Below are 12,687 nucleotides of genomic sequence, written 5' to 3' on the forward strand. Positions count from 1 at the left end.
AATACAGCATGGTTCAGAGGTAAGTATGTAGAGTGATATGAGATTATCTATATACGCTTCAAGCTGGATGCACAAAAGCTGAAGTTTTTGATTTTAATTAAAACCATTAACTTACTTTGTGCAGATAACTTATTTTAGCTTTTAGCGTCTTCAACTTTAGGTTGGCGATATATTTTTATAATGTGATATAAATTTACAAGCGACAATAAGCCGTTGGTAAAAATAACAGGCACTGCGCCAATGGCAACACCGTATGCAGTAAATACAATACAACCAAACATGTTGTACCAACGCAGTTTTACTACATCTGTCATTGTTAACGATGCAACCAATAAAGCTGATGCAATATAACCTAAATATTCCCAACTCAATTGTTCTCTCCTAGCCTTTAGGTTAGCATTACATGTACTGCTATCTTATGGCACTTGTAAGTATTGCAAAGTTACAACAAAATAAAAAAGCTAACCTGCTTAAAAAACCTGAAAAAGTTTGCCGGAAAATACCAGCAAATTCTTAAATCATTACACGGGAAATGAAGGTAAAATAATACTCTTAGCAAAGCTAATAATATTATTAGCAAGTTAGCGTAAATTCTTAGTGTCTTAATGCTATCGTCATTAAGATGTAATAAATAGGACAAATGTCCGAAGAGCACATTGATGTTTCAATACCATTTTTCTAGTTACCTTGTTGATCAGCTTTTAACCTTTGCCGGTAGTAGCTATCAACAATCAAAAAAAGAAGTTCTGATCCATCAAGATCAGCCTTTAAGCAAGCTTGTGCTTGTACGCAGTGGCACTGTGTCGTTTAGTTACGACGTAGGTAATGGACGACGCCTGCTGTTAGGACAATTGGATTGTAACAACACCCTTATTGGTGAAATAGAAGCGCTAAATAATAATCCGTGTATATATACGGTAACGTGCTTTAGCGATGTAACTTATAACCTTATTGAATTAAGGCATTGGCGTGCTCTACTGCTTGAAAAACCAGAACTAAGCTTATACACAGCACAAACTATTGCGGCTAAGTTTCAGGAAAACCAAAAAATCAATTTAGATAAGTTATTACTACCACTTAGCTATAACATAGCTAAAGATTGCTTACTAAGGGCCGAGAACAACAACCCTACGCTACTTAGAGCCTACCCAACTGTAAATGCTGAAGCCGAACGTTTTGCTACCACTGAGCGAGCTTACAGACGTGTTGTTACAGAACTCGTAGAAAAAGGCTTGGTACTTAGAAGTAACGATGGCTTGCAAGCAGTCGATATACCAAAACTAAGTGAATACGTAGATAGCTTTGCTCAGCTTTAAAATAAAAAAAGGCCTTAACGGCCTTTTTTTATTTATGCAAATTACTAATTACTTCTCTAGCAAAATGTCATGAATTTTCGCAAGATCAGATTTACCAGCAATAATTTCATCCGGTGTTAAACCCGATAATTCATGCGGGAACACTAACCACTCTTCAGATTCATGAATATAATAATCTGGAACAGTGTCCACTTTTGAGTTTTTTGGCTTGTAGTACGGGCATGCAATACGAATATCACGTGGCAAGTTTAAGCGCATAAGCTCTGAAAGCTTTTCTTTTAATGCAACAATACTACGACCTGAGTCAAATACATCATCAACAATTAATAATGAATCACCTGCATTTGCGTTCTCTACAATGTAATGTAAGCCGTGTACTTTAATTTCTTTCGACTGTTTACCAATACCGTAATAAGACGATGTACGTACTGCAATGTGGTCAGTCTCAATGCCTTTGTAATCGTAATATTCTTGAACAGCAATACCGATCGGTGCACCACCTCGCCAAATACCAATAATAAAATCAGGACGAAAGCCATCTTGGTATACTTGTGCCGCTACGCGGAACGAATCTTCAAGCAGCTGTTGAGCTGTGATGTAGCACTTATCTGACATAATTAGAAACCCCAGTGGTGGATATAAGATTTGAGCGCAGCTTAGAGTTAAGCAAAAATTAAACTCAAACAGGTATTGGCGACTGATTTTACCGTAAATGAAATAAAATTGCTTGCCTGTAAATTAAAAAATAGGCACCCAAGGGTGCCTATTTTTAGCGTAAAAAGCGTAATTTAGTAAATATTATGCTTTTTCTTGTAAAGTACGAGCAACTGTACGCATACCTTGAGTTGTTGCACCCGCTGCCCATTGACTTGTACTGCCCATGTTAAATGCAGCCGCTAAATCGATGTGTACCCAGCCTTTGCCATCGTTTGGCACAAAGCGCGATAAAAAGCCTGCAGCATTCGATGCACCGCCATAACCGCCACCTTTTTGTGCACGGCTATTCGCCGTATCAGCATAAGGAGATGGGCAGTTTTGTTGATGCCATTTTTCAAGAGGAAGTGGCCAAGCAGCTTCCATTTCTTGAGATGCAAAACTCTCAACTTCACGTACAAGTTCTTTATCAAGTGCAAATAATGCATTGTACTCTTGGCCAACAGCAACAAGCGCTGCACCAGTTAGTGTTGCTGCATCAATAATAAGTGGAGCGCCAGTCTCACCTGCGGCCATTAAGCCATCAGCAAGTACTAAGCGACCTTCAGCATCGGTATTTACAATTTCAACTGTCGTGCCATTTTTATAAGTAAGAATGTCGCCTAATTTGTATGCGTGACCCGAAATTAAGTTCTCAGCACAACATAAAAACAGCTTAATACGTTTTTCAATACCACGGTTAATAGCCAATGCTAAGCCTGCAGTTACTGTTGCAGCGCCGCCCATGTCGCACTTCATACCAAGCATACCTTCGCTTGATTTAATTGAGTAACCACCTGAGTCAAACGTAATTCCCTTACCTACAAGCGCTGCACTTACTGGTGCATTTTCGTCGCCTGTTGGGTTGTAATCAAGCTCAAGTAATACTGGTGGGCGCACACTACCGCGACCAACTGCATGAATACCAATCCATTGCTGCTCTAGTAACGCATCACCTTTAATAATTTGGTAACTTACATGCTCAGGCGCTAATGATTGAATAAACTCAGCCGCTTTTTCAGCAAGGCTTTCTGGGTAAATGTCATCGGCAGTCCCGTTAACCATTTCACGTGCCCAAATTGCTGACGTTTTTAAGTGAGCAAGCTCTTTAATATCAGATTGTGCGTTATCAACAAACTCAACACCATTTAACGATTTTGGTGTTACAAAGCCTTGATAAAAAGCCCACTGGCTTTCTGTACACCAAGCATCGCCTGCTAATTCAACGTTTTTAATACCTTGGATTGCAAGAGTTCGACCAGCTTTTTGAACATTTTTCAATGTTTCTTGCTCAGACAAATGTACCGTTGCACCGCGCTCATTAAAAGACAACGACGCATTATCGCCCCAATGACTCGCTGCTGCTTGTTCGCTTAGTTGAACAACAAATTTTTCACTCATGTTAGAATACCCTGCACTTAAATGTGCCACCGAGTTTACTATAGAGCGCTTAAGTTCCCAACAGCTTGAGATAAATAACATAAATCACACTGCTGTGCAGTATTTACACTTTGGAAGTTATTATGAAGTACACGCCAGCGCTGCAACCAGCCATATTATTAAAACGCTACAAACGCTTTTTAACTGATTTACAACTAAGTGATGGCAGCGAATTTACCGCCCACTGCGCTAATACAGGTAAAATGACAGGATGCGCAGAGCCAGGTTTTGCTGCTTTTTATTCAACTAGCGATAATACCAAACGAAAATATCCGCATTCATTAGAGCTTACGAAAAATAACTTATCGCAGCTTATTTGTGTAAATACAGCGGTTGCAAATAAAGTAGTAGAAGAAGCAATAAACAATGATGTGATAAGCGAGCTACTCGACTACAGTCAATTACAAAGCGAAGTAAAGTACGGCAGCGAAAACAGCCGAATCGACTTTTTACTCACAGACGAAAATAAACCTGATTGCTATGTAGAAGTTAAATCAGTCACATTATTAAGCGAAGACGCCCCACAAAGTGGCCAAGGCTATTTTCCTGATGCGCAAACACTGCGCGGACAAAAACATATTCGCGAACTAATAGAAATGATCGAACAAGGCCACCGAGCAGTATTACTGTTCGCTGTTTTGCATGAAGGAATAAATACAGTAAGTGCAGCTGCGCATATTGATAAAAAATACGCCACGCTATTAAGTCAAGCAATAGTAGCCGGCGTTGAAGTATTAGCATACAAAGCGACTATTTCTGCTAATGAAATTTTACTTCATAAAAAAATAGCATTTATAGAATAAAAAATAGCATTTATAGAATAGTGTATTGAGGTGTGTTTATTTAAAGCAAAGGATTGAACTATTCGTAATTTGCAAAGTAAGTAACGAGCTCAAAATATAGAAAGTTACAACAGTGAATTATTAAAATTAACTTGTTTTTGAAGCTTTTGCCCACATAACAAGGCGAGTTTTAGAAAGCGAATATGTGAATTAATTAAAAGTGTAAACAAGCTATTAATACACTTTTTACTCAGTAAGCATGGCTGAAGCTAATTCGATTAATTAAAAATAAATTTGCCTAGGGTATAAGATTCTGTTATTTATACCGCCGGCTAATGCTGAGGCATTAAATTAAGGATTTAGGAGAGAGTTATGCCAGACCAAAAGAAACATGGTTTATTGGCTCAAGCCGGTTTAGAACCATACCAAGAAAAACCAGGCGAAGAGTACATGAATGATGCACAACGTGCTCATTTTAGAACGATTTTAGAAACTTGGCGTAATGATTTACGTAACGAAGTTGATCGCACTAAATCGCACATGCAAGACGAAGCTGCTAACTTTCCTGACCCAGTTGACCGCGCTGCACAAGAAGAAGAGTTCTCTTTAGAACTTCGTACTCGTGACCGCGAACGTAAATTAATCAAAAAAATTGAAAAAACAATTAATTTGATTAAAGAAGATGATTTTGGCTTTTGTGAGTCTTGTGGCATCGAAATTGGCATACGTCGCTTAGAAGCACGTCCTACTGCCGATTTATGCGTAGACTGCAAAACACTTGCAGAAATCAAAGAAAAGCAATCTGGACGCGGCTAATTAATACTTATTAATTAGTTATGTTTCCTACAGCCGTTACTGCGCCTATGCGTAAATATCGCGGTCGTTTTGCACCGTCTCCTTCTGGGCCATTACATTTTGGCTCACTTGTAGCGGCTGTGGGTAGCTATCTAGATGCAAAAGCTAACCAAGGAGATTGGTTAGTTCGTATAGAAGACATTGACACTACGCGCGTGGTTAAAAACGCCGACTCCGATATTCTAAACACCTTACATGCCTACGCCCTTCACTGGGACGAACCTGTTGTATATCAAACGCAGCGTCTGTCTTTATATCAAGATATTACCCACTCACTTTTAAAACAAAACCTTGTTTATGGTTGCACCTGTACTCGCAAACAAATAAAGGCTATTGGCGGTATTTATCAGGGGCATTGCCAAGCACTTAATCATAATACTCAATCCGGTGCGCTTCGTTTAATTCAGCAATATCCAACGGCTCAATTTAGTGATTTAATTCAAGGCGACATAAGCGTTAATAGTGCTCTCGCCCATGAGGATTACTTAATTAAACGCAGCGATGACTTATTTGCCTATCAACTTGTTGTGGTGGTGGATGATATTGACCAAGGGATTAATCGAATTGTTAGAGGCGCTGATTTAATTGAGCCAACCGCACGACAAATTAGTTTGTTTAAACAACTCGATAGCCCTGTGCCTGAATTTGCTCATTTACCTTTAGCGGTTGCCAAGCCTGGTTTCAAATTGTCTAAACAAAATTATGCTCCTGCCATTAGCAAACAAAATCCAAAGCCTGCTTTAATTAGTGCATTTGAATTTTTAGGATTGCCTGTTATAGCTGATTTAATCGATTTAAATATTGAACAATTAATCGCTTGGGGAATTAAAAACTTTAGCTTAAAACAGGTACCACAAGTATCCGAAATACAAATTTCTCAGCATCCACGTAGTCAGAAAGTCCAATTTACACATTTAAGTAAATAAAATAGCTAAAAACGGCTTAATTTCAACACATCAACTTAATTTTTAAACCCTGCTGGTATATGATAGCCGCCTAAATATATGCTAATTACGTCAAACAGCTTGTACTGGGCTATAACCGCCCCATTTGCTGTAACTTTTGATTGCGATGCAGAGTCAATCACACCTTCTAGGAGACAGACTATTATTTCCAAGCTTTTTCAATTTTGCCGACAAATAATCGGCCCGAATACCAGTGCCGAAAGCGCTTCTGTAAGCAGTGAACCTATTGTTGTCACTCGTGGTGAGCATGGTATTTCTCGCAAACAATTTAGCCCAAATGCAATCAAAGTATTATACCGCTTAAAAGACGGTGGCTACGATGCCTACCTTGTTGGTGGTTGTATTCGCGATATATTGTTAGGCCAACAGCCAAAAGATTTTGACGTAGTTACTAATGCCACGCCAGATCAAGTAAAAAAACTATTTAGAAACTGTCGCCTTATTGGTCGTCGCTTTCGTTTAGCACATATTGTATTTGGCCGTGAAATTATTGAAGTGGCGACTATGCGTGGCCACCACGAAGCGCAAGAAGACAAAAATCAAATAAGCCAATCAAGCGATGAAGGCCAATTACTACGTGACAACGTATTTGGCAGCATTGAAGAAGATGCAGAACGCCGCGACTTTTCAATCAATGCACTTTATTACTCAATCAAAGATTTTAGTATTCACGATTACGCCAACGGCTTAGCGGCAATTAAAGCTAAACAAATTGAGCTAATCGGCGACCCTGAAACGCGTTACCGCGAAGACCCTGTTCGTATGTTACGTGCAGTTCGCTTTGCTACTAAACTTGATATGAGCATTGCGCCTAAAAGTGAAAAGCCAATTAGCGAGCTTGCAAGTTTGCTTGATAACATTCCGCCGGCACGTTTATTTGAAGAAATTCTTAAGCTGTTTTTAAATGGCAAGGCCGAAGCTAACTTTTTAATGCTGCGTAAGTACGGCTTATTCCGCTCACTGTTTCCTGAGCTTGATAAAATCTTAGATAAAAACCCAAGTGGCTTAGAACACACGCTTATTCAGCAAATGTTTCAAAATACCGACAAACGTATTAATGCCGATAAAAAAGTAACACCAGCGTTTATTTTTGCCGCACTACTTTGGTTCCCGCTGCTTGAACGTACTAAAAAGATTCAAAGCCAAGAGCAACTTGCAGAATACGATGCTTTCGCACAAGCAATGAATAAAGTACTAAGCGATAACTCACAACACATTGCGGTTCCTAAACGCTTTACTTTAGGTGCTCGCGATATTTGGCATATTCAGCATCGTTTGGATAAACGCGCAGGCCAACGTGCTTACAGACTAACGCAGCAACCTCGCTTTAAAGCCGCCTACGACTTTTTACTCTTACGCGTAGACGCGGGCGAAACACAGCATACTGAGCTTGCCCAGTGGTGGACACAATACTTAAGCCAAGATATAAACGGCCAAAAAGAGATGGTTAAAAACTTAGGCCACCAAGGTGGTCCTAAGCCGCGAAAGCGCCGTCGACCTACTAAAAAGCCAGCTGAGTAATAACATGTACTGTGTTTATTTGGGTTTAGGTGCCAACCTAAACTCACCAAAAGAGCAGCTTGATAACGCGGTAATCGCGCTTAAAAAGCTGCCTAATTGTGAATTTATAAACGTATCGCATTACTATGCAAGTAAGCCTATGGGCCCACAAGATCAACCAGACTATATCAATGCAGTAGCGTGCATTAAAACGACCCTTGAGCCAGAGCAATTACTTGATTTAACGCAACGTATTGAACTTGAGCATGGTCGAGTAAGAAAGGCTGAGCGTTGGGGTCCACGCACACTTGATATCGATACTCTATTATTTGATGATCAAATTATAAATACGGTGCGCTTAACTGTGCCTCATTATGGTTTGAATAATCGCGAGTTTGTGGTTTATCCACTATTAGAGCTTGCACCTGAACTTATTTTACCTAGCGGCATTGCATTAAAAACCATTGCAAATAATTTACCGCTCAACGACTTACAACAATTACCTCTGTAATTAACCTAGGCTTTTGCCTGCGAGGATATTATGTCTAAAATAACCGTTTCTACTTTAAATAAAATGAAAGCAGAAAATAACAAAATTACTGCATTAACAGCCTACGACGCTAGTTTTGCAAAGTTATTTCATGATAACGGCGTTGAAGTTATTTTAGTGGGCGACTCTTTGGGCATGGTACTACAAGGCGGCGATGACACCCTTGGCGTAACCAATCAAGATATTGCATATCATACCCGCTGTGTACGCGCTGGTAGCCGCGAATTATTTGTAATTGCTGACTTACCTTTTATGACCTACTCAAGCGTAAGTGATACTTGTAAAAATGCAGCTGAGCTTATGCGCGCTGGCGCAAACATGATTAAGCTTGAAGGCGGAGAATGGCTTTACGAGAGCATTAAAACGCTTACTCAACAAGGTATTCCAGTTTGCGGGCATTTAGGCCTTACACCACAGTCAGTACATGTATTTGGTGGCTTTAAAATACAAGGTCGCGAAGAAGACAAAGCACAAAAAATGATTGATGACGCAAAAGCACTAGAAGCTGCTGGCGCGCAATTATTAGTACTTGAGTGTATTCCAAGTGCATTGGCAAAACGCATTACAGACGCCCTGAGCATCCCAACTATTGGTATTGGTGCGGGCAGTTTAACTGACGGCCAAATACTGGTAATGCATGACCTTGTTGGTATTTCAGCAGGTTACATTCCTAAATTTTCTAAAAACTTTTTGCTCGAAACAGGCAATATGCCTGCAGCCGTTCAAAAGTATTGTACAGACGTTAAAAATGGCGCGTTTCCAAGCGCTGAACACGAGTTTAAATAATGCAGTCAATTACTGAAATCAGATCGTTACGTAGTCAAATTAAAGCGTGGCGCCAAGCGGGTCTTAGCGTGGCACTCGTGCCAACAATGGGCAACTTGCATCGTGGGCATTTTTCGCTAGTAGAAAAAGCAAAAAACTTAGCCGATAAAGTCGTTGTGAGTATTTTTGTTAACCCAATGCAATTTGGTGCTAACGAAGATTTAGATAACTATCCTCGTACACTAAACGAAGATAAACAAGGCCTTGCAGAACTAGGCACTGATATTGTATTTACCCCAAGTGTAGAGACAATTTATCCAAATGGACTTGGCGCACAGAGCTTTGTAGATGTGCCTGATATTTCATTAGGTTACTGTGGTGGCTCACGCCCTGGTCACTTCAGAGGTGTTGCCACGGTAGTTACAAAATTATTTAACCTTGTACAACCCGATTACGCCTGCTTTGGTGAAAAGGATTTTCAGCAACTGCAAGTAATTAAAACCATGGCGCGCGACCTATCAATTCCGGTCGAAGTTATTGGTGTACCTACAATGCGAGAAGTTTCTGGCCTTGCTATGAGCTCGCGTAATGGTTACTTATCTGATGAGCAAAAAGCGACTGCAACCGTATTATTTAAAGCACTTAATACATGCGCTGAGCAACTTAAAAGCGGCGAAAAAGACTTCGTAAAACTTGAAAGCTTAGCTAAACAGAGCTTAGAGCAAGCTGGCCTAAAGCCAGACTATTTTGAGATTGCTCAACGAGATACATTAAAAACTGCTACAATCGAAGATACTCAATTTGTTATTTTAGCCGCAGCCTATTTTGGTGGTGTTAGATTGATCGACAATATTCAAGTCGAAATTTAATATTATTGCGACTCCATTTTAAGGATAAGAAGCATGCACACTTTAATAAAAACAAGCGTAGTCGCCCTTACTTTTGCACTATTAGTAGGTTGCCAAAACCAAGTTGAAAACCCTGAAATGAATCAGTGTGCTCAACAAAATTACCAATGCGAAAGTACATGTAAACAGCAAACAACTGCTGAGGGCTTAAAGCAGCAAGTATGCTCTGGAAAATGTGTTGAGAGCTATAATCAATGTAAAGCACAAGCCGAAAAATTAGGTAATATTTAATTCCTTAAAGTTTTTTAGTTTTAGGTACAAAAAAACCGCTCAATGAGCGGTTTTTTATTGCCTATGGTTTATCATACCAATTTTATTAAAAACATGACCATTCTAGTGTATTAAATAACTCACTAACTACGTTAAAAATTATTTATATAGAACAACTATGTATCATAATTTTAGCCTTGTTATTGCGCTATTTTCTTATCGCTATAATAACTCACTAATTTAATGCAATTGGTATTAGTTCAAACCCAGCTTTTTAAGTTCTGTTTTTACTAGCTTTGCAGAAAGTGGTACATAACCATCTTTTTCTACAATTTGCTGACCATCTTTTGAAAGTACCATTCTTAAAAATTGTTCTTCCATAGGTGATAGCGGCTTATTCGGATGTTTATTCACATAAACATATAAAAAGCGCGATAGCGGGTATTTACCTTGCGCAACGTTATCAAGTGTTGCATCAACAAAGTTATCGCCTTTTTTAGCAAGCGGTACTGTACGTACGCCCGATGTTTTATAGCCGATACCAGAGTAACCAATTGCATTTAATGAAGATGAAATTGACTGTACTACTGATGCAGAACCCGGTTGCTCATTTACATTATTACGGAAATCACCTTTACACAGTGCTTTCTTTTTAAAGTAGCCATAAGTACCTGATACTGAGTTGCGTCCGTAAAGTTGCACATCTTTAGCTGCCCAATCACCTGTTAGACCAACATCGCTCCAACGGTTAACTTGCTCTGGTGCGCCACATTTACGAGTAGATGAAAAGATAGCATCTACTTGGTCAATACGAAGACCTTCAATTGGGTTATCTTTATGTACAAATACAGCAAGTGCATCAATAGCTACACGAACTTCTGTTGGCTTATAACCGTAACGTTTTTCGAACGCTTCGATTTCTTTAGATTTCATTTTACGGCTCATTGGACCTAGGTTAGCTGTACCTTCGGTAAGTGCCGGTGGCGCAGTAGAAGAACCTGCTGCTTGAATTTGAATATTTACATTTGGGTAAATACGTTTGTACTCTTCAGCCCAAAACGTCATCATGTTGGCTAAAGTGTCAGAACCTACTGATGAGAAGTTACCTGAAACACCACTAATTTTTTGATACTCAGGAATATCTTGGTCTAAAGCAACTGCTTGTGCAGATACGAAAGTTGTAACAGCCACACCCATTGCGGCAACTAAGTTTTTAAATTTCATGTAGGGTTCTCCGGTTTGTTCGTCCCATTTTCTAACTGCTGCCCACTCTAAAGTGAGTACATGACAGTTACATTACTCTTAAATGACACTTTTATGACTTTGCTTTTCAGCCTAATTACTTAGCTAGCGAAACTATCTTATCTATTGAAAATTCGAAAGAAAAACACGAACCTTTGTTAACTTCACTGCTAATATTTAATTTACTATCGTGGCGCGTTAGTACATGTTTTGTAATCGCGAGCCCTAAGCCTGAGCCACCTGTTGTTCTGCTACGGGCTTTATCAACACGATAAAAACGCTCGGTCAAACGGTTAATATGCTCTGGCGCAATACCATCACCATTATCGGTAACACTAAAACACGCTTTATTGTTTTTGCGCTGCCAACACACTTCCACTTTGCCACCGGGTTTAGTGTAATGAATGGCGTTAAATACTAAATTAGAAAACGCACTACGCAGTTCATCCTCAGAGCCTTTAATATCAAGGGTTTTATCAATATTAAAAATAAGCTCATGGCCTTTGTCTTGATTAATTGAGTTTGCCTCAGTGTGAATATAACCAAGTAATTGCGGTACGTTTATGGCTTTGTCGTTGTCTTGGCGACGAGCACCTTCAATACGCGAAAGCGATAATAATTGGCTGACTAAGCTATCCATGCGCTTGCATTGTTCAAGCATAGTATTTTGCGCTTTGTTCCACATTGCTGGCGGCGGCATCATGTCGCCATCCATCATCTCAAGATACCCAGTAACCACTGTAAGCGGTGTACGTAGTTCGTGTGACACATTGGCTACAAAGTCTTTACGCATCTGTTCTAGCTGTTTTAAGCGCGTTACATCACGCACAACAACCATAAGTTGCGTGCTTGCATAAGGCATTACCCTAAATTCTAGTACTTGCTCAATGCTATGGCCGTTATCCAGCTCAAGCGCGTCGTCAAATTCACCTTTGTGCATGTATTTAGCAAACTTAGGTTCGCGAATTAAATTATCAAGACGCTGACCATGATCGGTTGGCCACTGCAAACCAAGCACTTTAAGGGCTAATTGATTACACCACACAATACTTAAATCGTTTTGTAATACCACTACCGCATCAGGTACTGCTTCAGCCCCATCGCGAAAGCGACGAATTAAATCAGCAAGCTCATTACGTTTTTTACGATTACGATGCTGTAGATGATAAATACCTTCGAACACTTGCTCCCATGCACCCTCGCCCTCAGGTGGATTAAAGCTACGTTGATTAAGTAGCCAATCGCTCAAACGATAAAGTTGATGGTAGTGCCAAATAAGGAGGGAAAAAGATCCTAAAAATAAAAGCAAAAATGGCGCGCCAACCAGCACACCAATTAATAGTAAGGGTAAAAAATAGATAAACAGGCGCTTTACTAACGCCTGCTTATTAACAACTCGATACATACACTCACTTTACCTTAGAGTAGTAATACATGCGTATTTCATACATTAGCTAAGCT

General features: G+C 39.6%; 14 protein-coding genes. 9 read left to right on the forward strand and 5 right to left on the reverse strand.

What is annotated here, in order from left to right:
• Positions 1-134: 134 nt before the first annotated feature.
• On the reverse strand, positions 135-371 hold the full coding sequence (locus tag I6F54_RS14655) for a YgjV family protein (protein WP_002962663.1): 237 nt from the start codon (positions 369-371) through the stop codon (positions 135-137).
• A 288-nt stretch (positions 372-659) separates the two neighbouring features.
• On the opposite strand from I6F54_RS14655, the gene I6F54_RS14660 reads away from it, so the two are divergent.
• Positions 660-1,316 carry a Crp/Fnr family transcriptional regulator gene (locus I6F54_RS14660; protein WP_002962665.1) on the forward strand — a complete coding sequence of 219 codons (657 nt, stop codon included), beginning with the start codon at positions 660-662 and terminating at the stop codon, positions 1,314-1,316.
• 48 nt (positions 1,317-1,364) lie between these two features.
• Here the strand turns inward: I6F54_RS14660 and I6F54_RS14665 are convergent, their stop codons facing one another.
• Both I6F54_RS14665 and pepB read right to left on the reverse strand, forming a co-directional pair.
• Positions 1,365-1,931 (reverse strand): phosphoribosyltransferase, encoded by a 567-nt coding sequence (locus I6F54_RS14665; protein ID WP_007377478.1) that lies wholly within the window; start codon positions 1,929-1,931, stop codon positions 1,365-1,367.
• 183 nt (positions 1,932-2,114) lie between these two features.
• Positions 2,115-3,410 carry an aminopeptidase PepB gene (gene pepB, locus I6F54_RS14670; RefSeq protein WP_197142037.1) on the reverse strand — a complete coding sequence of 432 codons (1,296 nt, stop codon included), beginning with the start codon at positions 3,408-3,410 and terminating at the stop codon, positions 2,115-2,117.
• A gap of 122 nt (positions 3,411-3,532) precedes the next feature.
• On the opposite strand from pepB, the gene sfsA reads away from it, so the two are divergent.
• From sfsA to I6F54_RS14710, 8 genes are all read left to right on the forward strand, one after another.
• Positions 3,533-4,252 (forward strand): DNA/RNA nuclease SfsA, encoded by a 720-nt coding sequence (gene sfsA, locus I6F54_RS14675; protein WP_197142039.1) that lies wholly within the window; start codon positions 3,533-3,535, stop codon positions 4,250-4,252.
• A gap of 351 nt (positions 4,253-4,603) precedes the next feature.
• A complete protein-coding gene (gene dksA / locus I6F54_RS14680) occupies positions 4,604-5,047 on the forward strand; it encodes an RNA polymerase-binding protein DksA (RefSeq protein ID WP_024611520.1) in 444 nt (147 codons plus the stop codon).
• A gap of 20 nt (positions 5,048-5,067) precedes the next feature.
• Positions 5,068-6,012, forward strand: coding sequence for a tRNA glutamyl-Q(34) synthetase GluQRS (gene gluQRS / locus I6F54_RS14685; protein ID WP_197142041.1), 945 nt, complete (start codon positions 5,068-5,070; stop codon positions 6,010-6,012).
• Positions 6,013-6,090: 78 nt separating this feature from the next.
• Positions 6,091-7,572 carry a polynucleotide adenylyltransferase PcnB gene (pcnB, locus tag I6F54_RS14690; protein WP_007587164.1) on the forward strand — a complete coding sequence of 494 codons (1,482 nt, stop codon included), beginning with the start codon at positions 6,091-6,093 and terminating at the stop codon, positions 7,570-7,572.
• Positions 7,573-7,576: 4 nt separating this feature from the next.
• Positions 7,577-8,062 carry a 2-amino-4-hydroxy-6-hydroxymethyldihydropteridine diphosphokinase gene (folK, locus tag I6F54_RS14695; RefSeq protein WP_024593696.1) on the forward strand — a complete coding sequence of 162 codons (486 nt, stop codon included), beginning with the start codon at positions 7,577-7,579 and terminating at the stop codon, positions 8,060-8,062.
• Between the two features lie 30 nt (positions 8,063-8,092).
• Positions 8,093-8,887, forward strand: a complete 795-nt coding sequence (gene panB / locus I6F54_RS14700; protein ID WP_007587166.1) for a 3-methyl-2-oxobutanoate hydroxymethyltransferase — start codon at positions 8,093-8,095, stop codon at positions 8,885-8,887.
• The gene (gene panC, locus I6F54_RS14705) at positions 8,887-9,735 is read left to right on the forward strand and encodes a pantoate--beta-alanine ligase (protein WP_007587167.1); all 849 of its coding nucleotides are present in this window, start codon (positions 8,887-8,889) and stop codon (positions 9,733-9,735) included. Before panB ends, panC begins: the two co-directional genes overlap by 1 nt.
• Positions 9,736-9,768: 33 nt before the next feature.
• Positions 9,769-10,005 (forward strand): hypothetical protein, encoded by a 237-nt coding sequence (locus I6F54_RS14710; RefSeq protein ID WP_197142043.1) that lies wholly within the window; start codon positions 9,769-9,771, stop codon positions 10,003-10,005.
• A 234-nt stretch (positions 10,006-10,239) separates the two neighbouring features.
• On the opposite strand, the gene I6F54_RS14715 is transcribed toward I6F54_RS14710, so the two are convergent.
• Both I6F54_RS14715 and phoR read right to left on the reverse strand, forming a co-directional pair.
• The gene (locus I6F54_RS14715) at positions 10,240-11,208 is read right to left on the reverse strand and encodes a PstS family phosphate ABC transporter substrate-binding protein (protein WP_010554592.1); all 969 of its coding nucleotides are present in this window, start codon (positions 11,206-11,208) and stop codon (positions 10,240-10,242) included.
• A 115-nt stretch (positions 11,209-11,323) separates the two neighbouring features.
• The gene (gene phoR, locus I6F54_RS14720; RefSeq protein WP_007587170.1) at positions 11,324-12,631 is read right to left on the reverse strand and encodes a phosphate regulon sensor histidine kinase PhoR; all 1,308 of its coding nucleotides are present in this window, start codon (positions 12,629-12,631) and stop codon (positions 11,324-11,326) included.
• Between the last annotated feature and the right edge of the window lie 56 nt (positions 12,632-12,687).

The sequence above is a fragment of the Pseudoalteromonas sp. SWXJZ10B genome, from assembly GCF_015864475.1.
Lineage (GTDB): Bacteria > Pseudomonadota > Gammaproteobacteria > Enterobacterales > Alteromonadaceae > Pseudoalteromonas > Pseudoalteromonas arctica.

Coding starts and splice junctions, on each gene's coding strand:
- I6F54_RS14660 (WP_002962665.1), top strand. CDS start 660: ATGTTTCAATACCATTTTTCTAGTTACCTTGTTGATCAGCTTTTAACC.
- I6F54_RS14665 (WP_007377478.1), bottom strand. CDS start 1,931: ATGTCAGATAAGTGCTACATCACAGCTCAACAGCTGCTTGAAGATTCG.
- pepB (WP_197142037.1), bottom strand. CDS start 3,410: ATGAGTGAAAAATTTGTTGTTCAACTAAGCGAACAAGCAGCAGCGAGT.
- sfsA (WP_197142039.1), top strand. CDS start 3,533: ATGAAGTACACGCCAGCGCTGCAACCAGCCATATTATTAAAACGCTAC.
- dksA (WP_024611520.1), top strand. CDS start 4,604: ATGCCAGACCAAAAGAAACATGGTTTATTGGCTCAAGCCGGTTTAGAA.
- gluQRS (WP_197142041.1), top strand. CDS start 5,068: ATGTTTCCTACAGCCGTTACTGCGCCTATGCGTAAATATCGCGGTCGT.
- pcnB (WP_007587164.1), top strand. CDS start 6,091: ATGCTAATTACGTCAAACAGCTTGTACTGGGCTATAACCGCCCCATTT.
- folK (WP_024593696.1), top strand. CDS start 7,577: ATGTACTGTGTTTATTTGGGTTTAGGTGCCAACCTAAACTCACCAAAA.
- panB (WP_007587166.1), top strand. CDS start 8,093: ATGTCTAAAATAACCGTTTCTACTTTAAATAAAATGAAAGCAGAAAAT.
- panC (WP_007587167.1), top strand. CDS start 8,887: ATGCAGTCAATTACTGAAATCAGATCGTTACGTAGTCAAATTAAAGCG.
- I6F54_RS14710 (WP_197142043.1), top strand. CDS start 9,769: ATGCACACTTTAATAAAAACAAGCGTAGTCGCCCTTACTTTTGCACTA.
- I6F54_RS14715 (WP_010554592.1), bottom strand. CDS start 11,208: ATGAAATTTAAAAACTTAGTTGCCGCAATGGGTGTGGCTGTTACAACT.
- phoR (WP_007587170.1), bottom strand. CDS start 12,631: ATGTATCGAGTTGTTAATAAGCAGGCGTTAGTAAAGCGCCTGTTTATC.